The organism is Halobacteriovorax sp. GB3 (assembly GCF_028649655.1).
Lineage (GTDB): Bacteria > Bdellovibrionota > Bacteriovoracia > Bacteriovoracales > Bacteriovoracaceae > BSW11-IV.
Window position 1 is genome coordinate 210,785 of the sequence record NZ_JAQSLN010000005.1, and the last position, 24,224, is coordinate 235,008.

The window sequence follows — 24,224 nt, forward strand, 5'->3', positions numbered from 1 at the left end:
ATATATCAGTTCAGTTATTAACTCTGTAATTGAGTAGCATCATCAATGTGAATACTATCTCTAATCTGGAAGAATCTAATCACAATCGCAAGACCAACAGCTGCTTCAGCCGCGGCAATAACGATAATGAAAAGAGACATAAGATGCCCTTCCAAGTTGTTATTAATAAATCTTGTATAAGCAGCAAAGTTAAGTGCCGCAGCATTCAAGATAAGCTCGATTCCAAGCATAATCGCAATGATATTTTTTCTTGCGATCATGACTGCGATTCCGCATACGAAAAGAGCAAAAGCAATAAAAAGATATGAAGCTAATGTTATCATTATCCTTTCCTCGTCGGTCTAGAAATTACTGCTGCACCAACAAGAGCTCCCAGTAGTAAAACTGAAGAAATCTCGAAAGCTAGTACGTGGTCAGTAATTAACATTGTTCCAATTTTTTCAACTGTCGAAGTGAACTCTGGAAGTTCACCAATTTCATTTGCTTTAAGAACGCTAGCGATAATTTTAAGTAGAACAAGTGAAATTACTGTTGCACTTAAACCACCGATAATGAAAGTTTTAACAGAACCCATACCAGGTACTTTAACTAGTCCAAACTTGTTAGCGTTATTAGTGTTTCCACCAGTAAGCATGATTCCAAAAAGCATTAGAATAACAACACCACCTGCATATACAACAAGTTGAGTTGCAGCTAAGAAATCAGCTCCAAGCGTAGCGTATAATCCAGCTACACCAAACAGACTTGCTAGAAGGTAAACACATGCGTGAACAAGGTTTTTAGTCCCTGCTACCATGATTGCACCACCTAGTGTCAGTAGGGCAGAAAGAAAAAAGAGCGTACTACCAAACATCTAAATTCCCCTATATTCTAATGATGTCCACCGGCAGCACCTGCGCCTGCGGCCATTATTAGTTCCATAATTGATTTACCATCAAATGCATACATCCAAACCGCTACACCAACTAGGTTGAAAAGTGCGATTGGAGTTAAATATTTCCAACAAAGAACCATAAGGTGGTCAACTCTCATACGTGGAAGTGTCCAACGAACCCAAATTACTACGTAATAAAGGAATAGAGTTTTCGAAACGAATGATCCAATTTGTAGAAATTGTCCTATGTTTTTTCCAAGCATTGGATGAAGTCCAAGTTTCTCAGCGAAAAGTGCTCCGTTTCCAAGATCGAAAGGTACTTTATATCCACCCATGAAAAGTGCTGCTACAACACCACAAACAACAAAGATCTCAACGTATTCAGCAAGTGCAAAAAACGCGAATCTCATACCTGTATATTCAGTGTGATAACCAGATACTAGTTCTGATTCAGCTTCTGGTAGGTCAAATGGTGCTCTGTTTGTCTCAGCAAGTGCTCCGATAAACATGACAAAGAAACCAATGAACATGAATGGGTTATGAAACATATACCATTCGTGAGGAAGACCCCCCTGTCCTTCAGTGATTGTTTGGATATTCATTCCACCAGCAAGTAAAACTGCTGCAAGGATTGATAGTGTTACTGGAACTTCGTATGAAACGATTTGAGATGCACCCCTCATACCACCAAGCATAGACCACTTAGAGTTTGAAGCGTAACCACCAAGGAAGATACCGATACCAACAAGTGATGCCATACCAACAAGGTAAAGGATACCAACGTTTAAGCTAACGAGCGTAAATCCACTTGAGATTGGAAGTACTGCGATCGTTGCAAAAACTCCGGCCATACAAAGTGCAGGTGCAATCGTAAAAAGAAATTTATCCGCCTGTCTTGGGATAACGTCTTCTTTAAGAAGCATCTTTACACCGTCGGCTAGGAATTGAAGAATCCCGAATGGACCAACGCGGTTTGGACCTTGTCTCATTTGGATGTCGGCAGAAATCTTTCTTTCTGCATACGTTCCAAGACCACCGACAGCGGCCAAGACATTGACTAGAATAAAAGCGGCAAGTGCAAAAACGACAAAAGCCACAAGTGAAGTGGCATCGAAACCTAAAGTTTCTGTCAGTGTTTTTACAATCGCTTGATAGCCTTCAGTTTGAGAAAAGTATGAGACGATACTGTTCATCTTTAATCCTCTTGTGTAGCTGTTTCATTAACCTGGTAAGACCTAACCCAATCAAGGTCACCTTTCTTCCAACAATAAACAACACCTGCGAACAGGATTGTAATGAAAAGAAGAAACGAACCTAGGACAGCTCCACCGAGGCCAATCTCATTAAACTTCTTAAATACTGAGGCAACTGGAAACATTAAAGCTCCCTCAACATCAAAGATAAGGAAGATAAGTGCTACAACGTAAAAGCGAACGTTAAAGTTCGACCAAGCTGTACCAATTGGTTCCTCACCACATTCGTATGGTGTTTGCTTAAGTTCAGTAGGGTTATGTGGACGTATCAGCATCCCTACTAAAAGCGCACCAAATACCATAATCAATGCGAATGCCATTAAAATTAATACTGGCATGTAGACGTCTAAGTTGTATGACGACATCCCTTTAACTCCATTTTTCTTGATATAGTAAGTGCAATAAGGTTACACGATTCTTAACATGTTGGAAACATTTTGCCTCTCGTTTTTTAAAGTTTTAGTGTAATATTTCGCTAGTATGTAAAAACCCTGCCATGCGTCGCAAACAAATAACTTTGAGGACTACATCATTATGACTTACTTAAAAGGCTTTAACTCTCTCTTTCAAAGGCTCGAGCAATGGAAGCAGGGCAACAATAAAGGTCTAAAAGTTTCGGGGATAAATCCTGAACAATTTTTACTACTGCTAGGCAGCAAAGAGGGTGTAAATTTTGCTGACTCAAGATTTGTTTTCGTTTTCGCGACGCAAGATGAAGCAGATAAGTTCTCTGACAACCATAAATCTCTAAACAAAAAGCTGTTTAGTTACCCTGGATTGGAAGTTTCTCCCTACCAAGGAATTTATGCCTCAGAACGTAACCAATTTTCCAGATTTAGTACTCTTGCCAATTTAACGAATAAGAATTTCCAAAACATCGTTTTAACCCCGGAGGCCCTCCTTTTAAAAACTGCACCTCTACATTTTTTTAAGGACAATTTTTTAAAGATTGAAGTTGAAGATATTATTTCACCAGATGAGCTAGCTTTAAAATTAGTTGAACTAGGTTACAGTTCATCAACTACAGTTGAAGAAGAGGGGACCTTTTCTAAAAAAGGTGAGATCTTTGATATTTTCCCCGTTGGTGCTAGGCCAATTCGTTTAAATTATTTTGATGAATTAATCGAAAAAATTTACGCGATAGACCTCGAAACTCAAAAAACGATAAGAGATCAAGAGTTAGAATCTGTAACGATTGTCCCTACACCTTATATTTTTTCTAATAGAGAATTTTCAAATGCTTTAAGAGAAAATATTCCAATGCCGGCCCCAGGTGAAAGGGGAAAGTTTGAAAAGAGAAAGCACATCTTTTCTTCTTTAAGTGACAATTTACTTTTCGACAATCATGTCAGCTATACACCACTCTTTTTTAAAGAGTCTTCTACTATTAGAGACTATTTAAGTGACGATTATATTTTTATCTATTTCGATTCTCATCTAATAGAGGATCATGCTTTAGAACTTCTCGAAGATTTACGAGTTGATTATAACAGAGAATCAGAAGACGAAAGAAGTGAACTATTGCTTCCAGAACCACAAAGTCTTTACTCGCATAACTTACATGAAGCGACGTCAGGATTTAAGACTCTCACGATTAATCACATCGATATCGAAAAAAACCTTGATGAAGATTTTTCAAATGTCGTTAGTTTTAATCTAAAAGATTCCAGTATTTATTTTAAAGATAAAGTAAACTCGACTCTCTCTAAGCCCGAATATATTAAGTCCGTTTTTAATACTATAAAACACGACTTCGAAAAAAATGGCGAGATTCTCATCTCTACTCAAACAGAAAATTCACGACGTGAAATCCAACATATTTTTGATATTTTAGATTTTCCTAAAGAAATTCTTTCTCGTGTTATTTTTAAAACTTATTCACTTTCCAAAGGTTTCTTCTATGAAGCCGAGAAAGTTTTAGTTTTATCTGAAGCGGATTTCTTCTCCGCAAAAAGAAAGACAACGAAAACTCATTATAAGAAAAATGTCGATCTCTTCGCTGAGCAACTAGCTTCTTTAAAAGAAGGCGACTTCGTTGTTCACACTGAATACGGAATAGGGGAATATTTAGGGCTTGAGTCATTGAATATTGGTGGTAACCAAACAGACTACCTTGTTCTTCTTTATAAAGGTAACGATAAAGTTTACGTTCCTGTTTATAAAATGAACTTAGTTCAAAAGCATGCTGAGTCAGGTAGTAAAGTTGGTCTCGATAGTATTCGGACAAATAAGTTCAGCAATCTCAAAAACAAGGCTAAAAACTCTGTCAAAGAATTAGCCTTTGACCTCCTCAAACTTCAAGCAGAAAGACAGAGCTCCCCTGGTTACTCTTTCACCGAACCTGATCATGACTATAAAGAATTTGAACTTGCTTTTCCTTTTGTTGAAACTCCTGATCAAAGACGTGCTATTGATGAAGTTCTTCAAGCGATGCATAAACCATCTCCAATGGACTACTTGGTTTGTGGAGATGTAGGTTTTGGAAAAACAGAGATTGCAATGCGTGCTGCTTTTAAAGCAATTCTTGACAAGAAACAAGTCGCTGTACTTGTTCCAACAACAGTTTTAGCGTTTCAGCACTACAATTCTTTCGTGAAACGTTTCAAGGACTTTCCTGTCAATATTGAATTCCTTTCGAGATTCAAAACTGGAAAAGAAGAGAAAGAGATTAAAGAAAATTTAGAGCTTGGAAAAGTTGATATAATAATTGGAACTCATAAATTACTTTCTAAAACTGTACGCTATTTTGATCTAGGTCTAGTTGTTGTAGATGAAGAGCAACGATTCGGTGTTGCTCACAAAGAGAAACTTAAACTTTTAAAGAACTCTGTCGATTTTTTAACATTAACAGCAACACCAATACCAAGAACATTGCAATTAGCTTTCCTAGGTATTCGTGATTTATCTTTAATTCAAACACCTCCACCGAGAAGACAGTCAATTAAGTCTTACATCATTAAACAGGATGACCACACTCTACAAACTGCTATACGTAAAGAGCTTGGGCGTGGTGGGCAAGTTTTTGTTGTTCATAATAAAGTCCAAGATATAGAGGCTTATACCAGTTATATTCAGGAACTCGTTCCGGAAGCTAATGTAATATATGCTCACGGTCAGCTGTCAGAGAAAGAACTAGAAACGAGAATGAAATCATTCTACGAAGGACGCTATCAAATTCTTATTGCTACGACTATTATTGAATCAGGTATCGATATACCAAATGCAAATACAATGATTGTAGATAGAGCTGATACTTATGGTCTTTCACAGTTACACCAACTGCGTGGACGAATTGGGCGCTCAGATAAAAAGGCCTACTGCTACTTCATCATTCCAAAGCATAAGATAATTACTGAAGTTGCTTCAAAGCGATTGCGAGCTCTTCAAACTTATGCAGATATGGGTTCAGGATTTCACATTGCCAATTGCGATTTAGAAATTAGGGGTGCTGGAGATATTCTAGGAGGAACTCAATCTGGGCATATCGAGAATATCGGTCTCGAACTTTATATGCAACTTCTAAAAGAAGCCATTCAGGAACTAAGAGGGGAGAAGAAGATTCTGAAAAAAGATATCGAAATATCTACTCCATTTGCATCTTATATTCCTAATCATTTCATTACTGATTCAAGTGAAAGACTTAAACAATACAAAAAGCTTTCTAACTGTAATTCGTTAGACGAGATTGAAGATATTGCTTCCGAACTAGAAGATGTCTATGGGTTAATTCCAGAAGAGTTACAGAATCTCATTATGATTCTCAAGACAAGAGTTACCTTACAAAGTTTTGGTCTGAAATCAATTCAAGTTGCAGGTACGCTCATTTCACTTCAATTCGATAAGCAAATTCTTGAACTCAATGAGCAATTACGTAATTCAATTGTAGAGACATTTATATCAAGACCGAAGACTTACCAATTTACTCCAGATTTCAAAGTTATTTACACACATAAAACAGGAGTAAACCAAGCAGATCTTCTAAGTTTTGCGGAGGATATCGCTAAGCAAATTGTTCCATGTTAATGAAATTTCACTTATTTGCTGATTTTTTGATAATATATAATGGATATTTGAACAATTTTCGAGGGAATCGCAATGATTAAAAGAACTTCGTTTTTAACTTTGCTCGTATTATTTAGCTTAAATAGTTTCGCTGCGAATGATCCTGTCGTTGCTAGTGTCAACGGACAGACAATTAAAAAATCTGAGTTAGAAAAGGCCTACAAAGAGAACCTTCTTCTTGTTGGTCCAGAAAAAGTTACTAAGGGAAAAGTCCTTAAAGACTTAGTTAATAGAATTCTTGGAATTGAAAGAGCAAAGAATAATAAGCTTATGCAAGATCCTGTTGTGAAGTACAAAATGGAAGACGTTATGTATCACGCTCAGGTTTCTAAAGACTTAGAACCGAAGCTCAAGAAAATCGTTGTCACTGAAAAAGACATCGAAACTTACTATAAGAATCACCCAGAATATAGAACTGCTCACATACTTTTTAGAACACGTGTTCAACCAGAAAAAGTTGAAGATGAAGAAGCAATGAAAATGGCGTTCAAAATTTATGACACATTGAAAAAAGCTCCTGAGAAGTTTCCTGAGCTCGCCAATAAATATTCACAAATGGCAGCTGCACCAAATGGTGGTGACATTGGTTATCAGCCATCTATTAATTTGGCACCTGAGTATTTCGAGGCAATTAAGGGTAAAAAAGTAGATTACGTTTCTCCGCCAGTGAAATCACAATTTGGATATCACATTATCAAAATTCTTGGTGTGAGAAAGTTTCAAGAGATCAACCAACAACTTTACAAGAAAATTGTTTACGATATTAAACGTGATGAAATTCTTAAAAGTTACTTCAAGGATTTACGCGCCAAGGCGAAAATCAATATTTTCAAAGACCGTCTAAAATAAATATACCAGTGCGACTTGTATAACGCTTCATATTAATCTATCTTCTATAGGATAATGACTAAGGAGATAGGTTACTTATGAAGCGTTTTTTTATTCTATTCTCAATTCTTGCAACTTTTAATGCTCATGCTGAGCTTCTAGATAAAATTCTTGCTGTTGTTGATGATAACGTTATTACACTTTCAATGGTTGAAAGAGTTAAGCAAAACTTAATTGCGAGAAGAAATATTTCTCCTTTTGTATATTCAAAACAAAAATACTCAAATAAAGAAATTTCAGACATTATTATTAACAGTCATCTTATTCGTTCAAAATTAAAAGAAATGAATATCATCATTACTGATGAACATGTTGAATCTGAAATTAAATCAAAAGAAAAAGCACTAGGTCTTTCAAGGGCAGCTCTTTTAAATTTCTTAGAAAACAACAATACAACTTTTGAAGAGTTCTTTGAAATTACTAGGGGAGCGATTGAATTTAATCAATTCAATGCGCGAGTAATCGCACCATTAATTTCTGTTACTGATCAAGAAATTAAAAATAAGTACTACGAACAAAATTCAAAAGATAAGCGATTGGCATTCAAATATAATCTTGTCGATTTTTCTCTTTCAAAAAATAAAGTAAAAGACAAAAACCATTTTGTTAATTCTCTCAAAAAATATCAAACAACAGGAATCTTACCTGATCAATATTCTGACCTAGGCACAAATGTATTAGGTGATATTACAGAGGATGGACTAACAAGTGAGTTAAACAAGCTTCTTAAAAAGTCTCAAGAAGGGCAATTCACTTCCCCAATTCTTCTTTATGGTGATTACCATGTCTTCTTTGTTAAAAAGAAAGACCTAGTTGAATCTGAAGACTATAGAAAACAAAAGAATAGACTTAAAGGTCAAATTTTCACTCAAAAGTCTCTTAAAGTAACAGATAATTGGTACAAAAGAGAAATGACAAAGCATTACGTAAAGTACTTCTTCTAATATGATACGAGTGACTCAAGGCCATGAAAGCGGTATTGGTCTAGAAATATTTATCAAGAGTTTCTTATTACTAAGTTCAAATGAACAAAGTAAATTCAAACTCTATTGTTTTCAAGAGTCACTCAAACTTACACTAGAAAAATCTAAACTCGTTTTTGATATACAAGATGATGGTATTATCATTGCTAATACTTTTTTATCTTGTGAGTGGCTTAATGGCGATTTACCAGAATCAACTGTTTCTTTAAATAAGGCGTTAAGTGATATTTCTGAACAGGAAATCTTACTAACTCTTCCAACAAGTAAAGATCAATTAATAGATGATGGTATTCAAAGAGCTGGTTACACAGAATTTTTACGAGCTCGCTATAAGTGTGATCTAAGTATGTTATTCTCGTCCCCAAATGAGAACTACTTGCTCGTGACTGATCATATCCCATTAATTGATGTCACAAAAAAAATAAATTCCAAACTTATCCACAAAAAAGTAAAGCTTTGTCTGGATAATTTTAAAAAATATTTTTACTCATTTAATGAAGTTGTTTTCTCAGGACTTAATCCTCACTGCGGTGAGAATGGTCTCTTAGGAGATAAAGATTCAGAGATTAATAAAGCCATACAATCTCTTTCTAAAGAGTATCCTATAACGTTTAAAGGACCTCTTTCCGGTGATACGCTACATCTCCACTATAGGGATAAAAATCAACTATTCGTTTATATGTACCATGATCAGGGTCTTCCTGTTTTCAAAGCAAAAAATCACGTAGTCGGACTAAATATAACCCTTGGATTACCTTTTCTAAGAATGAGTGTTGATCATGGAACTGCATTTAACCTCTATGGTAAAAACCTGGCCAATTATTTAGGTTGTCACTACTTACTTCGTTGCGCTCTCAAAGCATTATAATTTATTGGAGATATTATGACAGATATTCGCGATATCATTGTCACTAAAGCAAATGTACATAATTTGAAAAATGTTTCTGTAAAGATTCCTAAGAACTCTCTAACTGTTGTTACAGGTCCTTCTGGTTCAGGAAAAAGCTCACTTGCTTTTGATACCATATATGTTGAAGGACAAAGAAGATATATAGAATCTCTTTCTTCTTATGCTCGTCAATTCTTAGGTCAATATCAGCAACCCGATGTGGAATCAATCATAGGGCTTTCTCCATCTATCGCTATTGATCAAAAGACTTCTTCTCGAAATCCAAGATCAACTGTTGGAACAATTACAGAAATTTATGATTATCTAAGAGTACTCTTTGCTAGAGCAGGAACTTTATATTGTCCTGAAAGTGGTGAAGAGGTTATTAGCTATACACCAGCACAAATTGTTAAAAAGTTACTATCAAATAAAGAAAAGACAAAACTTCATATTATGGCCCCTATTTTTACGGGAAAGGGATCTGATCTAACTCCACATATTAAAAAGTTCATATCAATGGGTTTCACTCGTTGTGCACTCAACGATGAAATTGTTGAATTATCAGAGGGTCTTTCATTTCCAAAGACGAAGAAATTAAGTTTTGATGTTGTTATAGATAGAATCCTTGTTCGAGATGAGATCCAAAAACGTCTTACTGATTCAATCGAATATGCTCTTAAATTAGGTCATGGAACAATCAAAGTTCTAGTCAATGATGATGTTGTTTTTTTCTCTGAAAAAAACATATCTCCAGCTACAAAAGAATTATTACCTGATCTAGAGCCAAGACTCTTTTCATTTAATTCTCCTATTGGAGCATGTCCCTGTTGTAATGGAATAGGGGAGTCTAAAACTTTTGATAAAGACTTAATGCTATTAGATGAGAATCTCTCTCTTGAAGACGGTGCCATTACACCGATTAAGAAAAAGAACTCTTTTCTCTACAAAATGGTTGAAGGAGTCCTAGAGGCTGAAAAATCATCGCTTGATGTTCCATACAATAAGCTTTCAAAGAAGATTCAGAAAATACTATGGGAAGGATCAACTAAGTCTTATAAATATTCATTCAAATCAGAAAGCAGTAACTTTGAATTTAATAAGCCATTTCCAGGTATACCGGCATGGCTTAATAAAAAATTCCTTGAAACTGGATCAGAAAAAGTTCGTAATGAATTGCAAGAATATATGAAGATTAAGACTTGCCCAGAATGCAAGGGTCTTCGTCTAAATCAATACGCTCTCTCTACAAGACTTGGTGATTTCAATATTATTGAACTTACAAATAAATCTATTATTGATTGCTTAAAAACGATCAAATCAATAAAACTTGATGGTGAGAAAAAGTTAATTGCTGAAAAACTACTAAAAGAAATTCTTTCACGTTTAACTTTTCTTCATAATGTTGGCCTTGATTATTTAACACTCAATAGAAGTGCTGCAACACTTTCAGGTGGTGAAAGTCAAAGAATTAGACTAGCAACTCAAATTGGATCAGCTCTTTCAGGTGTACTCTATGTCTTAGATGAACCAAGTATTGGACTTCATCAAAGGGATAATGAAAAGTTAATTGAAACGCTCAAAGAGTTAAGAGATCTTGGAAATACAGTTCTCGTTGTAGAACATGATGAAGATACGATGAATGCAGCTGATCACATTATCGATATGGGTCCAGGAGCAGGAGTTCACGGTGGAGAGATTGTAAGTGAAGGACCAATTAAAAGCGTTCTCAAATCAAAAGATTCTCTCACAGCACAGTATCTAAAAGGCAAAAAAGAGATTGAAATACCAAGTGAAAGAAAAGTTGCTGACCGACATATTCAACTTAATGGAGCTAAAGAGAATAACCTTAAAAATATAGATGTTGAAATCCCTCTAGACAGTGTTGTTTGCTTAACAGGAGTAAGTGGCTCAGGAAAGTCATCTCTTCTCCACCAAGTTCTCGTTCCTGCTGTACGCTATCACTTAGCAAATAAAAACAAGGGTCTTTATAAGAGATCAAATTATCATTCAATTGCCGGTCTCAAAGATATTAAATCGGTTATAGAACTTGATCAAAGTCCTATTGGCCGTACACCGCATTCAAACCCTGCAACCTACACAGGTCTCTTCGATACAATACGTATACTTTATTCAAAAACTCCAGATTCGCAAATCCGTGGGTACAAACAAGGTCGTTTTAGCTTTAATGTTAAAGGTGGCCGTTGCGAAGAATGTGAAGGTAATGGAATGAAGAAAATCGAAATGCATTTTCTTCCAGATGTGTATATTACTTGTAGTGAATGTAATGGTAGTCGTTATAATGCTGAGACACTCTCAATTCTTTACAAAGGTAAAAGTATTGCAGACGTTCTACAAATGACTATCGAAGAAGCTTATGATTTCTTTCGAAATCACACTAAGCTAGAAAGAATCCTAGGAACACTTAATAGTGTTGGTTTAGGCTACATGAAGCTCGGTCAGCCTGCGACAACGCTCAGTGGAGGGGAGGCGCAACGACTCAAGCTTGCTAAAGAATTGGCCAAGAAGACTCGTGGTCACTGTCTTTATATCTTGGATGAGCCTACTACAGGTCTTCACTTTGAAGATATAAAAATTTTATTAAAGGCCATTCATAATCTCGTCGATCAAGGAAACTCTGTGATAATCATTGAGCATAATTTAGATGTTATTAAAACAGCTGACTACGTAATTGATTTAGGTCCAGAAGGTGGAGATAAGGGTGGTACCATCGTCGCTACAGGAACTCCTGAAGAAGTTTCGAAAGTTAAGAAAAGCGAAACTGGAAAATATCTAAAGAAGGTTCTAAACAAGTGATAAATATAACAGACATTGAAGATGAAAGAATCATTGAATTCAAGTCTTTACGAGATAATTTATTGAATAAAAGAGGAATCATTCTCGCTGAAAGTGAGAAAGTAGTACTTAAACTACTTAATAGTGATAAAAAGATTTTTAAGTTATTTACGACAAACGAACATTTCGAAAAATACCAAGATCTTATCGTGAAAAAGCAGTGTGAAGTCCTAATCTCTTCAAAAGAAGTTATGGAGCAAATTGTTGGATTTAAACTCCACCATGGGATCATGGCAACAGTTGAAAGACCTAAATACGAAAGTCTTTCCAATCTTGATAATAAAATTCTCATCTTAAATGGTTTAACTAGTCCAGAAAATGTTGGAACTATGATTCGCAATGCAGCTGCATTTAATGTTAATTCTATAATCTTTGACTATAAAACTTGTTCTCCTTATTTAAGAAGATGCGTTCGTGTTTCAATGGGAAATATCTTTAACGTAAAAGTTCATCTCACTCAAAACCTTGTCGATACCATCAATACACTAAAAGAAAATGGTTATACTGTTTATTCTACAGCTAATGAGGATGGGGCAATCGATTTACCAGGACATAAATTTGAAGAGAAGTCCTGTATTATTATTGGAAGTGAAGGACACGGTATAGAGCAAAGAGTAAAGGAAAATAGTTCTTCTATCATTCGTATACCTATAAATGATACTGTTGCACATTTAAATGCTGCATGTTCATCATCTATCTTTTTATATAATCTTGTTCAATAGGATAAAGCATGAATATCGAATCACTTGATCCTAGTTGGAAAGAAATTTTAAAAACTCAAATCCAAAGTTCTTACTTCAAAGAACTTCAGCGATTTTTAGATAACGAAAAAAAGGAAGATAAAGTTATTTATCCTCCTGAAGAGTGTATTTTTGAAGCTTTTGCTCACACTCCTTTTGATAAGGTTAAAGTTGTAATCATTGGACAAGATCCATATCACGGCGAAGGACAAGCGCATGGCCTTAGCTTTTCAGTTAAGCATGGAGTTAAGACCCCTCCATCCCTTGTAAATATCTATAAAGAATTAAAAAACGATTTAGATATTGATATTCCAACTCACGGTAATCTAACAGATTGGGCCAAACAAGGCGTCCTACTTCTCAACAACGTTTTAACTGTTGAACACTCAAAAGCTGGTTCTCACCAAAAGCGTGGATGGGAGACTTTTACTTCTGAAATTATCGATCAATTAAATGATAAGAAAGAAAATCTTGTTTTTATATTATGGGGAAGTCCTGCTCAAAAGAAAGCAAAGAGTGTTAACGAAGATAAACACTTTATCATTAAATCTCCACATCCCTCTCCTCTTGCTGCGTATAGAGGGTTCTTTGGATCTAAGCCTTTTTCTAAGGCAAATGAATATTTAAAGAAAAAAAATATTAAAGAAATAGATTGGAAAATAAGAGAATAAAAAGCTCCTCATTACGAGGAGCTTTTTATTATTTTAGATTATCAAATAAAGATGTCATTTCAATCGCACCAAGAGCGGCTTCCCAACCCTTGTTACCAGCTTTTGTTCCAGCTCTCTCAATTGCTTGCTCAATTGTATCAACAGTTAAAACACCAAAAATAACTGGTACTTCTGTATCTAAAGCAACTTTAGAAACACCTTTTGCTACTTCATTTGAAACGAAGTCAAAGTGCGGTGTCGAGCCTCTAATAACAGCACCAAGACTTAAAACTGCATCGTACTTTTTACTAGCAGCTAGTTTTTTTGCCATAAGTGGAATTTCAAAAGCTCCAGGAACCCATGCAATATCAACATTACCTAAGTCACCTTGATGTCTTTTAATACAATCAAGTGCACCGTCAACAAGTTTACCTGTAATGAATTCATTAAAACGACCTGCTACGATAGCAAATCTCTTTCCCTCAGCGTTTAAATTACCTTCGATAAAATTAGGCATATTTCACTCCATATTTAATATAGTTATTTTTGTATATCTTTCTTTCTATAATCAATCAAATCTTTGATAGTGATAAATTTAAGGTCATATTCTTGAGCTAATTTAAAAAGCTCATCTCTTTTGGCCATCGTTCCATCTGCGGACATAATCTCACAAATGACACCTACCGAATCTAATCCAGCTAAACTAGCGAGATCAACAGCTGCTTCAGTATGACCATTTCTTTCAAGCACTCCACCATCTCTAGCGATAAGAGGGAAGATGTGACCAGGTCTTAGAAGATCACTCGGTTTAGTCTTTTTATCTGATAACGATTTAATTGTTATCGATCTGTCTTTACATGAAATACCTGTACCAGCATTTACATGATCAATACTAACAGTAAAGGCCGTATGATGAATTTCGTTATTCTGTTGAACCATTAATGGAAGCTCTAACTCTTTGGCCCTTTGACTTGTGAGGGGAGTACAAATAAGTCCTCTTCCATAAGTTGCCATAAAGTTTATATCTTCAGCTTCGCAAAGTTCTGCGGCCATAATGAAATCGCCTTCATTCTCACGATCTTCATCATCTACAACAATAACCATCTTACCGTTGGCAACAGCTTCGATAGCATCTTCAATTTTATCAAAATCATTCATCTAATAACCCTTAGATTTTAACCAAGCATCTGATAATGGTGCAGGACCGTTATCTTTGTACTTTAAAAGGTTCTCAATATACTTACCTAGTATATCTACCTCTATATTAACCTTACTGCCAGTGTAACGATTTCTTAGTACCGTATTTTTCCAAGTGTGTGGAATAATTGAAACAGTAAAGATTCTAGATTCTTCTTCTACATCAGCAACCGTTAGAGAAATGCCATCAATTGTAATGGAACCTTCTTTTACAATATATTTCATTTGCTCTTTTGAGACTTGAAGTCGCACGAGATAATTATCACCTCGGTTATCAATCGTAACAATTGTGCCAAGGTCGTTAACATGGCCTTGTACAATGTGGCCACCAAGACGATCCGAAGCCCTAAGCGCTAATTCTAGATTCACTTCATCGCCAGCTCTTAATGTTCCAAGCGAGCTCTTTTCCAATGTCATATGAACAGCTTGAACAGTGAAGCAATCAACATCTACTTTAACTGCTGTTTGACAGGCACCGTTTACAGAAACGGAATCATCAATTTCTATTTCAGAAATAAGCTCTTTTGATTCAATAATGAGAAGCTTTCCCTCTTTATTTGGAATCACAGATTTAACTTTTCCAATTTCTTTTACTAGGCCAGTAAACATCTTATAAGTCCTTTTTAGAAGTTCTGTACGCTGTCATTAAAACTTGATCATTAATAACTTCATAAGAGACATCTTGTAACTTTACAGCATTAGACATTTCATTGATTTCGCTATTTTCATAATAACTTGGTCCATTTCCAGCCAGTTTTGGGCAAATGAAACAAGATATTTTGTCATAGAGTTCTTCTTTGAGAAGAGTTGAAATAACTTTTGCTCCACCCTCAACTAAAATAGAAGTAATTTTCATTTCTCCTAATTTTTTGAAAGCTTCCTCAAGATCAATACGATCTTCTCTTATTGATGCGAAAACCATTTTAATTTTCTTATCAGTAATTTTCTTAACAAAATCATTATCTGCTTTTTGATAGTCCTCAATTGAAGTAATAATCACAGTTTTATCTGTAAATTCGTCATTAAGAATATCTGCATCTTGATTTATATTTCTTAGACTACCGATGATAACTCTATAAGGAACTTTCCCTTTATTATCTATCCCCATTCGAATATTTAATTTTGCATTATCTTTGTTAAGAGTATTTCTTCCAATTAAGACTGCATCATACTTTAAACGCATTTCGTGGACTTTAGTACGTGCACTTTCGTCGCTAATCCACTTAGAGTCACCACTATTAACGGCGATTTTACCATCAAGTGTTTGCGCGTATTTGATATTTATAAATGGCATCGAAGTTGTAATGTATTTGAAAAACACTTCGTTAACTTTAAGGCCTTTTGATTTTAAAACACCAGTTACAACTTCTATTCCTGCTTCTTCTAATTGCTTAACACCTTTACCAGCAACATAAGGATTGGGATCTAAGTTACAAATTACTACTCTTTTAATCTTCGAAGAAATTACAAGATTCGAACATGGTGGAGTTTGCTTATTTGTGTGACAACAAGGTTCTAAAGTACAGTAGAGAGTCGCACCTTCAGGCGAGTCAGTTGCAGAATTAATTGCATTCACTTCGGCATGAGCTTCGCCATATTTCTCATGGTAACCCTCGCCAATAATAATTCCATCTTTAACTAACACAGCTCCAACGAGTGGATTAGGGGAGACCGTACCGATCCCTTTCTTAGCAAGAGCGAGTGCTCTTTTCATAAATTGAATATCTTTAGTTAACATAAAAAAAGCCCTAGTTTATAGGGCTGTATATAACACATAATGACAATGTCGACATCTATATTAGAAATCTTTCATTAAAGATTCCATAAGTCTGAGTCTTTCAAGAATAGTGGCCTCTAATTCAACAGACGGCTCCATTCCAAATTCTTCAATTTCTGCCATCACGGCAACTCTCTCTAATTCAAAAGAGTTCAAAATTGCTGCGCGAATTGCACCCTCTTCATGACTATATGGCTCTCCAGCGTTTTGCTCTTTGATATTCATTGCTTCAACAACATCCATTAACTTGATATCTAAGTGGGCCACAGAGCTTCTCACATACATTTGTGATGTCATGAGCTTACCTCTAGTAATTTCAGCTGCAATATCTTCATCTGCAGGCATCGCTGCAAAAGCATTATTTAGAAACATAAGTGAAAGAATAAATAAGAGTGCCTTTTTCATAACCATCTCCTGGTGCTTAAATTAATTAAGTTTTTTAGATGGTATCTTGAATTTTGGTTCTATAGGGGCAGTTTTGGAATCTTTTCAGGGGGTGTAAATAAATTTGACAATGATAATAAGTACTTGATTTTAAACAAAAAAAGGGAGCTTATAGCTCCCTCTCTTTATAGAATTCTTTAATCAATTCTATCTCTAAAATTAACCAGCAAGGAAAACAGAGATAAGAACGAAGATTACAAGAGATTCCATAAGTGCAAGACCAAGAATCATTGGAGTTTGAATCTTGTCAGCAGCAGATGGGTTTCTTGCGATACCTTCTAGAGCAACAGAAGCAGCTCTTGATTGAGCAGCTGTTCCACCGAAAGCTGCGATAGCCATTGCTAGGAAGTAAGCGATGTACTTAATTGCGATAGTTTCCATAGTTTTCTCCTTAAAGAAAATAGTTAGTTATAGCCGAGAGTCTTCTATTAGTGAGCGTGATGCTCATCATGATCGTGATGAGCAGTAGCTAAGCTAATATAAACCATACTCAGCATTGTAAATACATATGCCTGAATAAAACAAACAAGAAGACCTAGAAAGTAGAATGGTAGCGCCGCTCCAAGGTAAGCTACTTTAAAACCAAGAATTTCTAGGTTTAGGAAAGTACCAAGTACCATGTGGTCACCCATCATGTTCCCTCTTAGACGTAGAGCTAGAGAGATCGGTCTAATCATGTTTGATAAGATTTCAATTGGAAAAATAAGAATGGCCATATACCAAAGTGGTCCTGCGAAGTGAGCAAGATAATTCTTAACACCTAGCTCCTTACACCCTTTAATATTGTAGTAAATAAAAGAGAGCAGACCAAGAGCAAGAGTTGTAGAAACAACTTCAGTTGGTGGTAGGAAACCTGGAATAAGTCCAATTACGTTTGAAATAAAAATAACAAGAAAAATCGTAGCGATGAACTTGAAATACTTTGGTGCATCTTCTTCACCCAATACAGCTTTACACTGTGAATAAATGAAAGACCCATATAGTTCAACGATATTTCTGAAAGTAATTCCCGAATCTGGGAATACTTTATTCTCAACTTTCGAAAGCTTAGCTCTATAGATTAAAGCTGTAATAACAAGCATAATCGCAACAAGAATAAATGTAACGATTGCACCAGCTGAGTGATGATCAATGTATGGCATATGGTGATGCAACCAGTGAGTAATCGGATCTAACCAAATTAATCCACTCGCAGCGTACACGTTTACCGATAAAAGAGACGTCAATAGAAATAAAAGTGTTTTCATTAACTCAATTACCTTTTTTAAAGCTTAAACCTAGAATTATTATCTGAATAATGTAGTTAATTACAGGTATAATTATCCTATTACCCATAATTTGTACACCAATTAATAGGGCAATAATAAGGACTAACAACTTTCCTAAAAATAACCCTAATACCTTTCCCTTATTTCCCTTCTTTTTGTCAAAATCTTTGTCTGTATAGGGACGAAAAAGTTCCGCTACAGCAACATTGAAAAGAATTAAGTAGGCTAATGTTGCAACGTATACACCCAAAATAGCAAGTACTTCTTGTAAATTTTTAGCAAGTGCTAAACAGATACATGTAGAAATAATAGAGAGTAAAAAAAATCTCTTTAAATTAATCTTTTGTTTTAACTTTGAGAGCATACCAAACCATAAGACTTATTGTGTTAACAATAAAAACTATAAATAAAAGCCATCCAATTTTTTTGGAGACTACATCATTTTCAATAAGAGTTTCAACTATTAAAGCAACGCCAAAAATACTCGAAGGAAAACTTATTGCTAGTCCAAGGACCTTGGCCCATTTTTTTTGTACAAGCATTAACGCTTCCTTGCGACTCTTCGCGTATAAATTGAGTTCAACCTATTTTGAATAACCTCAGTATTAGGATATTCTCCTAGAATTGAATAGTAGATATTGTAGGCAGTCTTTAGATTTTCCATAGTTTCGTAAGCATTTGCCATTAAAAACCTTGTTTGAATAATATTGTCTCGACGTGTTTCGCGTTTAATGTACTCCTTCCAAAACGCAATTGCGTACTTCCACTTCTTTTTTTCAAAGTTAATCATGCCAAGCTCATAATACGAGCGCACATTATATTCACTATTTGGGTTGGATCTAATTTTTTTAAGAACTTCTTCGGCCTTATCATAGTTTTTCTTACCCATATAACTACGACTCAATCGATATTCATAGAAATCAAATCTCTTCAGTCGAGGTTTGAAATTAGTTAGCTTTAAATAACTCTCAGATGAACTTTTATAATCTCTTAGAAATGAAAAATTAATATCTGCAATTCTTTCTTCAGTCTTAATTAACCAAAGAGGATCTTCAGTGAGTGTCTTCACAATTAAATAGTACGTAAGCGCTTCTTTGTTCTTTCCGAGGTTCAAAGATAAAATTTCACCTAACTGATAATTAATTTTAACTTTAATATCATCTGATGGATTATCTCTAAGAATCATTTTGTACTGATTAATAGCATTGTCGTAATCATGCTGAGTTAAATACTCTTGAGCAAGAAGAATTCTTTTATGAAATCTTGGAGTGAAATCGCAAGAAAAGAGAAGGGTACTCAGAAAGAGTACCCCAATCAAATTAGCTTTCGCTTGAATCTTTTTCGTCATTATCATCACTATCAGATTCTACAATCTTTTCTACAGAAACAACTTTTTCGCTGTCTTTAACATTAATGATACGAACACCTTGAGTTGCTCTACCCATTAATGAGATTCCAGAAATCTTAGTTCTAACAACCTGTCCTTTATTCGTAATAACCATGAGGTCATCAGCTTCAGTAACTGGTTTAATATCAATGATCTGACCTGTCTTCTCAGTTAGTCTCATAGCAAGAATTCCCTTACCACCACGAGTTTGTTTTCTATATTGAGAAGATATTGTACGCTTACCGTACCCTTTATCTGTTACTGAAAGAATTTCTACATTGTCATCAATCAGTTCCATTCCAATAATTTTTTCGCTTTCTTCAAGAGAAATACCTTTTACACCTTGAGAAACACGCCCCATACAACGAGCATCGTTTTCATCAAAACGAATAATTTTTCCTGAAGTAGAGCACAGAAGCACATCTTTTGATCCATCAGTTACTCTAACAGAACAAATGCTATCTCCATCCTGAAGCTTAATTGCTCTTAGACCACTTTGCTTAATTTTCTTGTAGTCAGAAAGTTCTGATTTTTTAACAAGACCAAATTCTGTGGCCATAAGAAGAAATTTACCTTCCATCTCTTCTTCGTTTGGAATACAAACGATTTCCTTAACTGCTTCACCTGATGGAATTTGAATGAGGTTCGCAAGGTTTCTACCTTTTGAAGTTCTTGTACCTTCTGGGATGTTGTAAACTTTCTTCGAGAATACTTGTCCACGTGTCGTGAAGAAAAGCATTGTCGAGTGAGTATTTGCAGTAAAGATATTCGTAAAGAAGTCATCATCATGAGATGCACCCTTAACACCTTTACCACCTCTGTTTTGAGTTTTGTAAGTATCTAGAGTTAAGCGTTTAATGTATCCCTTATGTGTAATAGTAACGATAACGTCTTCTTTCTTAACGAGATCTTCCAATTGAATTTCGTCAGCTTTAGCAACAATTTCAGTTCTTCTATCATCACCGTATTTTTCGATAATTTCTTGGAACTCATCTTTGATAATTCCTTTAATCAGACCTTCACTTCCTAAGATCTCTTCTAAACGAGCAATTTCTTTCATAATTGCTTCGTAATCAGCAACAATCTTATCTCTCTCAAGACCAGTAAGTCTTTGTAGTCTCATATCAAGAATTGCTTGAGCTTGAATTTCAGAAAGCTCATAATTCTTCATAAGTTTTGCGCGGGCATCACTTGGACCTTCTGACTTCTTAATAAGTTCAACAACAGCATCAATATTTTCAACTGCAACTTTTAAGCCTTCTAAGATATGCGCTTTTTCTTTTGCTTTTTTAAGTTCGTAAACAGTTCTTCTAATGATGACTTCACGTCTGTGATCAATAAAAGACTCAAGCATTTCTTTTAGGTTCATAACCTTAGGTGAACCATTTGAAATAGAAAGGAAGATGATACCAAATGAAACTTGGAGTTGAGTCATTTTGTATAGTCTGTTAACAATTACAGATCCAATTTCACCTTTCTTTAGATCAATACAAACACGAATACCTTCACGGTTTGATTCATCTCGAATATCAGAAATACCAGTTATAGCTTTTGAGTTTACAAGCTCTGCAACTTTTTCAATAAGCTTAGCTTTGTTAACCTGATATGGAAGTTCAGTAACAACGATTCTATCTCTATCTTGAGATTTACCATATTGCTCAATATCAACTTTCGCACGAATTTGAATAACACCCTTACCATTGTGGTAAGCAGCTTTAATTCCCTCTGTTCCATGAATAGATCCCGAAGTAGGGAAATCTGGACCTGGAATAAATTTCATAAGATCTGGAATTGAGAGTGTTCTGTCATCTGTTAAAGCGACAAGAGCATTCATAATTTCACTTAAGTTATGTGGAGGGATATTTGTTGCCATACCAACAGCAATACCAGCTGATCCATTAACAAGTAGGTTAGGAATCTTTGTTGGAAGAACTTTTGGCTCTTTTAATGAATCATCGTAGTTTGGCTGCCAATCAACTGTTTCTTTATCAAGGTCACGAAGAAGTTCTTCAGACATCTTCTTCATTCTAATTTCGGTGTACCTCATGGCCGCAGCGTTATCACCATCGATAGATCCAAAGTTCCCTTGACCATCAACGAGAGGATATCTCATTGAGAAGTCTTGAGCTAGACGAACAATCGTGTTGTATACAGCTGAATCACCGTGCGGGTGATACTTACCGATAACGTCACCAACAACCCTTGCAGATTTTAAGAATGGTTTATTGTGATAGTTTCCTAGAGTATGCATAGCATACAGACATCTTCTGTGTACCGGCTTCATTCCATCGCGTACATCTGGAAGCGCACGTCCAACAATAACGGACATTGCATAGTCGAGATAACAGTTTTTCATCTCGTCTTGGATGGCGATTGGAGCTATTTTACCGTGGTTATGTTCTTCTGGTGTGTTGTTATTTTCATCACTCATAATTTAATCCAAATTCCTTCTAATTAAACGTCAAGGTTTTTAACGTTAAGAGCATTTTGCTCTACAAACTGTCTTCTTGGCTCAACTTGATCACCCATAAGAACAGAGAATACTTGGTCAGCTTCAATTGTATCTTCAATCTTAACTTGCAGGAGTGTTCTGTTATCAGGATTCATCGTTGTTTCCCAAAGCTGCTCAGGGTTCATTTCTCCAAGACCCTTGTAACGTTGGATGTAAGCACCTTGCTTACCATCAGCGAGGACAAATTCAGCAAAATCTGAAAGGCTATCAAATTCTTTAGATCCAACTTTCTCTCTTTCGAAAATAAATTTAGAACTTACGAACTTTTTAATTCCTTCAAATAAGTTAATTAGATCTGCATATTCTGGAGAATCTAAGAAGTAGCTATTCAATTTAAACTTCTTCGTTCTTGCGGTTGTCTTAACAACAATCTTAACAAGATTTGTATTGTGAGCTGGATCTTCTTCGATTACAAAACTGTAATTTCTTAAAGTTTCCGTTTCGATACTTTTAAAATACTCAGTAAGACTATCTAGTTCTTTTTGAAGAGCTACTTTGTCTTTCATTAATTCACTACTAAGTTCTGTATTTTCAATTAATCTCTTTAGTAAGTGACTATCAAAATGAATATCGTAATCAGTGATTGTTTTCTTATAACTAATATATTTTTTAATCAGTGAAATTACCGCTTCATCTTCTGGTTTTTCACCATCAATTTTAATCGCTGAACCATCAACAGAGTTTGCTACAAGAAATTCCTCAAGTGCTTTTTCATCCTTGATGTAATCTTCTTTTTTACCTTTCTTATATTTATAGAGAGGTGGCTGAGCGATATAAACATAACCTTGCTCAATAAGCTCTGGGAATTGTCTATAGATCAACGTAAGAAGAAGCGTTCTAATGTGTGAACCATCAACATCGGCATCAGTCATAATAACGATCTTATGATATCTAAGTCTTGAGATATCAAAGTTTCCTTTTCCAACACCAGTTCCAAGTGCTTGAACGATCATTTTAATTTCGTTATTTGCTAACATTTTATCGTAACGAGCTTTTTCAACGTTTAGAATCTTTCCCTTGAGTGGAAGAACAGCTTGATGCTTTCTATCACGTCCTTGCTTAGCAGAACCACCGGCAGAGTCACCCTCAACGATATAGATTTCGCATTTAGCTGGATCTTTTTCCTGACAATCGGCCATCTTCCCTGGAAGACCACCCATTTCAAGAGCAGTTTTTCTTCTCGTCAATTCTCTTGCTCTACGAGCAGCTTCTCTGGCAGCAGCAGCATCAACAGACTTTCTAATAATTGTTTTTGCTGTATTAGGATTTTCTTCAAAATATTTTTTGAGAGATTCACCGACAAGTGAGTTAACAATCCCTTCTACTTCAGAGTTACCAAGTTTATCTTTTGTCTGACCTTCAAATTGAAGTTCAGGAAGCTTGATAGAAATAATAGCAGTAAGACCTTCTCTCATATCATCACCAGTTAAGTTGGTTTTGATACCCTTCAGAAGATTATTCTCTTTCGCGTAAGCATTAAGTACACGTGTAAGAGCTGTCTTAAATCCTGAAATATGTGTTCCACCACCTGGAGTGGAAATCGCGTTTGCATATCCAGAAAGTACTTCACTATATGAATCAGTCCACTGTAGAGAGATTTCTACTTCATAATCTTCTCTCGACTCTGAAACATAAATTGGCTTTTTATGAATTACAGTTTTAGCTCTGTTTAGATATTCAACAAATTCAACAAGACCACCCTCGTAATGAAAAGTTTCTTTCTTTTCAGACCTTTCATCTTTGAGAGTAATTTTTAGACCTTTATTTAGGAAGGCCATTTCTCTAAATCTATTAGCTAAAGTGTCATAGTTAAATTCATGAATTTCAAAAATTTCATTATCTGGTTTAAATGTTACAGCAGTTCCAGTTTCAGCTTCATCTTTCAAATCACCTAGAACTTCAAGTGGCTTAGTTGCAACACCTCTTTCAAATTTAAGCCCGTGAACTTTTCCAGACTTTTTAATTTCAAGCTTTACCCATTTAGATAGAGCGTTAACAACAGCGGCACCAACACCGTGTAGTCCACCTGAAACTTTATACGCACTTCCTTCTTCGTTGAACTTTCCACCAGCATGCAGTTTTGTGTAAACAAGTTCAGCTGCAGAAATTTTTTCAACAGGGTGAATATCAACAGGGATCCCACGTCCGTTATCAACTACTGTAACTGAGTTATCTACGTGAATAATAACTTTAATTTCGCTACAGTAACCTGCTAGTGCTTCATCGACTGCGTTATCAACGATTTCATAAACGCAATGGTGAAGACCTCGAAAAGCAGTATCACCAATGTACATACCTGGTCTTTTTCTTACCGCTTCTAGTCCTTCAAGGACTTTAATTTGTGACGCTTCGTACTTACTTCCGACTTTGGAAATAGATTCTGATTGATTTTCCAAGGAAACTCCTAGTGTAAAATTCCTTTTAAACAAGCAACCTCATCAGTGAAG

22 protein-coding genes and 1 pseudogene are annotated in these 24,224 nt (G+C 35.4%); 7 read left to right on the top strand and 16 right to left on the bottom strand.

The window, feature by feature from the left end; genetic code table 11:
- Window positions 1-17 precede the first annotated feature (17 nt).
- The 4 genes from nuoK to HBN50_RS16470 are packed head-to-tail and all read right to left on the bottom strand — an operon-like array spanning window position 18 to window position 2,492.
- On the bottom strand, window positions 18-323 hold the full coding sequence (gene nuoK / locus HBN50_RS16455; RefSeq protein ID WP_273871861.1) for an NADH-quinone oxidoreductase subunit NuoK: 306 nt from the start codon (window positions 321-323) through the stop codon (window positions 18-20).
- The gene (locus HBN50_RS16460) at window positions 323-853 is read right to left on the bottom strand and encodes an NADH-quinone oxidoreductase subunit J family protein (RefSeq protein ID WP_273871862.1); all 531 of its coding nucleotides are present in this window, start codon (window positions 851-853) and stop codon (window positions 323-325) included. Before HBN50_RS16460 ends, nuoK begins: the two co-directional genes overlap by 1 nt.
- A 17-nt stretch (window positions 854-870) precedes the next feature.
- Window positions 871-2,067, bottom strand: coding sequence for an NADH-quinone oxidoreductase subunit NuoH (nuoH, locus tag HBN50_RS16465; protein WP_273871864.1), 1,197 nt, complete (start codon window positions 2,065-2,067; stop codon window positions 871-873).
- A gap of 2 nt (window positions 2,068-2,069) precedes the next feature.
- Window positions 2,070-2,492, bottom strand: coding sequence for an NADH-quinone oxidoreductase subunit A (locus HBN50_RS16470; RefSeq protein ID WP_273871865.1), 423 nt, complete (start codon window positions 2,490-2,492; stop codon window positions 2,070-2,072).
- 169 nt (window positions 2,493-2,661) lie between these two features.
- Here HBN50_RS16470 and mfd point away from each other — a divergent pair, with 169 nt between their 5' ends.
- The 7 genes from mfd to ung all read left to right on the top strand — a co-directional run bounded on the left by mfd (window position 2,662) and on the right by ung (window position 13,213).
- Window positions 2,662-6,150, top strand: coding sequence for a transcription-repair coupling factor (gene mfd / locus HBN50_RS16475; protein WP_273871866.1), 3,489 nt, complete (start codon window positions 2,662-2,664; stop codon window positions 6,148-6,150).
- Window positions 6,151-6,222: 72 nt separating this feature from the next.
- The gene (locus HBN50_RS16480; protein ID WP_273871867.1) at window positions 6,223-7,038 is read left to right on the top strand and encodes a peptidylprolyl isomerase; all 816 of its coding nucleotides are present in this window, start codon (window positions 6,223-6,225) and stop codon (window positions 7,036-7,038) included.
- A 77-nt stretch (window positions 7,039-7,115) separates the two neighbouring features.
- Entirely contained in the window at window positions 7,116-8,021 is a 906-nt protein-coding gene (locus tag HBN50_RS16485; RefSeq protein ID WP_273871869.1) for a SurA N-terminal domain-containing protein, read from the top strand.
- 1 nt (window position 8,022) lies between these two features.
- Window positions 8,023-8,928, top strand: a complete 906-nt coding sequence (locus tag HBN50_RS16490) for a 4-hydroxythreonine-4-phosphate dehydrogenase PdxA (protein WP_273871871.1) — start codon at window positions 8,023-8,025, stop codon at window positions 8,926-8,928.
- 15 nt (window positions 8,929-8,943) lie between these two features.
- Window positions 8,944-11,763, top strand: coding sequence for an excinuclease ABC subunit UvrA (gene uvrA / locus HBN50_RS16495; protein WP_273871873.1), 2,820 nt, complete (start codon window positions 8,944-8,946; stop codon window positions 11,761-11,763).
- Window positions 11,760-12,524 (top strand): TrmH family RNA methyltransferase, encoded by a 765-nt coding sequence (locus tag HBN50_RS16500; protein WP_273871874.1) that lies wholly within the window; start codon window positions 11,760-11,762, stop codon window positions 12,522-12,524. Before uvrA ends, HBN50_RS16500 begins: the two co-directional genes overlap by 4 nt.
- Before the next feature lie 8 nt (window positions 12,525-12,532).
- Window positions 12,533-13,213 (top strand): uracil-DNA glycosylase, encoded by a 681-nt coding sequence (ung, locus tag HBN50_RS16505; RefSeq protein ID WP_273871875.1) that lies wholly within the window; start codon window positions 12,533-12,535, stop codon window positions 13,211-13,213.
- 28 nt (window positions 13,214-13,241) lie between these two features.
- Here the strand turns inward: ung and ribH are convergent, their stop codons facing one another.
- The 12 genes and pseudogenes from ribH to gyrB form a co-directional block, all read right to left on the bottom strand.
- Entirely contained in the window at window positions 13,242-13,709 is a 468-nt protein-coding gene (gene ribH, locus HBN50_RS16510; RefSeq protein WP_273871876.1) for a 6,7-dimethyl-8-ribityllumazine synthase, read from the bottom strand.
- Between the two features lie 38 nt (window positions 13,710-13,747).
- Window positions 13,748-14,350: pseudogene (gene ribB, locus HBN50_RS16515) on the bottom strand (3,4-dihydroxy-2-butanone-4-phosphate synthase); the annotation flags it as partial.
- Complete coding sequence (locus tag HBN50_RS16520) at window positions 14,351-14,998, bottom strand: riboflavin synthase (RefSeq protein WP_273871878.1); 648 nt, start codon at window positions 14,996-14,998, stop codon at window positions 14,351-14,353.
- A 1-nt stretch (window position 14,999) separates the two neighbouring features.
- Window positions 15,000-16,127, bottom strand: a complete 1,128-nt coding sequence (ribD, locus tag HBN50_RS16525) for a bifunctional diaminohydroxyphosphoribosylaminopyrimidine deaminase/5-amino-6-(5-phosphoribosylamino)uracil reductase RibD (protein WP_273871879.1) — start codon at window positions 16,125-16,127, stop codon at window positions 15,000-15,002.
- A 60-nt stretch (window positions 16,128-16,187) separates the two neighbouring features.
- Window positions 16,188-16,571, bottom strand: a complete 384-nt coding sequence (locus HBN50_RS16530; RefSeq protein ID WP_273871880.1) for a hypothetical protein — start codon at window positions 16,569-16,571, stop codon at window positions 16,188-16,190.
- Between the two features lie 198 nt (window positions 16,572-16,769).
- Window positions 16,770-16,991: an ATP synthase F0 subunit C gene (locus HBN50_RS16535; RefSeq protein ID WP_021269646.1), complete on the bottom strand. Its 222-nt coding sequence runs from the start codon at window positions 16,989-16,991 to the stop codon at window positions 16,770-16,772.
- A gap of 47 nt (window positions 16,992-17,038) precedes the next feature.
- Window positions 17,039-17,857 (bottom strand): F0F1 ATP synthase subunit A, encoded by an 819-nt coding sequence (atpB, locus tag HBN50_RS16540; RefSeq protein ID WP_273871882.1) that lies wholly within the window; start codon window positions 17,855-17,857, stop codon window positions 17,039-17,041.
- Between the two features lie 4 nt (window positions 17,858-17,861).
- On the bottom strand, window positions 17,862-18,242 hold the full coding sequence (locus HBN50_RS16545; protein WP_273871883.1) for a hypothetical protein: 381 nt from the start codon (window positions 18,240-18,242) through the stop codon (window positions 17,862-17,864).
- Window positions 18,214-18,420 carry a hypothetical protein gene (locus HBN50_RS16550; protein WP_273871885.1) on the bottom strand — a complete coding sequence of 69 codons (207 nt, stop codon included), beginning with the start codon at window positions 18,418-18,420 and terminating at the stop codon, window positions 18,214-18,216. Before HBN50_RS16550 ends, HBN50_RS16545 begins: the two co-directional genes overlap by 29 nt.
- A complete protein-coding gene (locus HBN50_RS16555) occupies window positions 18,420-19,226 on the bottom strand; it encodes a tetratricopeptide repeat protein (protein WP_273871886.1) in 807 nt (268 codons plus the stop codon). The genes HBN50_RS16550 and HBN50_RS16555 overlap by 1 nt, the downstream gene beginning before the upstream one ends.
- Window positions 19,198-21,696, bottom strand: a complete 2,499-nt coding sequence (gene gyrA, locus HBN50_RS16560; RefSeq protein ID WP_273871888.1) for a DNA gyrase subunit A — start codon at window positions 21,694-21,696, stop codon at window positions 19,198-19,200. The genes HBN50_RS16555 and gyrA overlap by 29 nt, the downstream gene beginning before the upstream one ends.
- A 23-nt stretch (window positions 21,697-21,719) precedes the next feature.
- The gene (gyrB, locus tag HBN50_RS16565) at window positions 21,720-24,173 is read right to left on the bottom strand and encodes a DNA topoisomerase (ATP-hydrolyzing) subunit B (protein ID WP_273871889.1); all 2,454 of its coding nucleotides are present in this window, start codon (window positions 24,171-24,173) and stop codon (window positions 21,720-21,722) included.
- Between the last annotated feature and the right edge of the window lie 51 nt (window positions 24,174-24,224).